Source organism: Pseudomonas tehranensis, assembly GCF_014268615.1.
GTDB classification, from domain to species: Bacteria; Pseudomonadota; Gammaproteobacteria; order Pseudomonadales; family Pseudomonadaceae; genus Aquipseudomonas; species Aquipseudomonas tehranensis.
Genome location: NZ_JABWQV010000523.1, coordinates 1 through 244, shown reverse-complemented (window position 1 = coordinate 244; position 244 = coordinate 1). Strand labels below are relative to the sequence as shown.

General features: G+C 57.8%; 1 protein-coding gene. It reads left to right on the top strand.

Going from position 1 to position 244, the window contains the following annotated elements:
* A partial coding sequence (locus tag HU811_RS27260; protein ID WP_186659244.1) for an immunoglobulin-like domain-containing protein occupies window positions 1-244 on the top strand: 244 nt, incomplete at both ends.

Below are 244 nucleotides of genomic sequence, written 5' to 3'. Positions count from 1 at the left end.
TGGCGGCGATTCGCTGAGCGTCAAGATTGATGACGCCCAAGGCGGCAACTACGAAAAACTGGACATCGACGCCACTCCGGCAGACACCACCGTTACGGATACCCAAGACACTACCGGTCTCACTTTGAGTGCGACCGAGACCGTTGCTGAAGGCGGTTCGATCGTTTACACCGCGACATTGACCAACGCAGCCGGCACTCCAGTCACCGTCACATTGAGCAACGGCGCGGTGATCAACATCGCT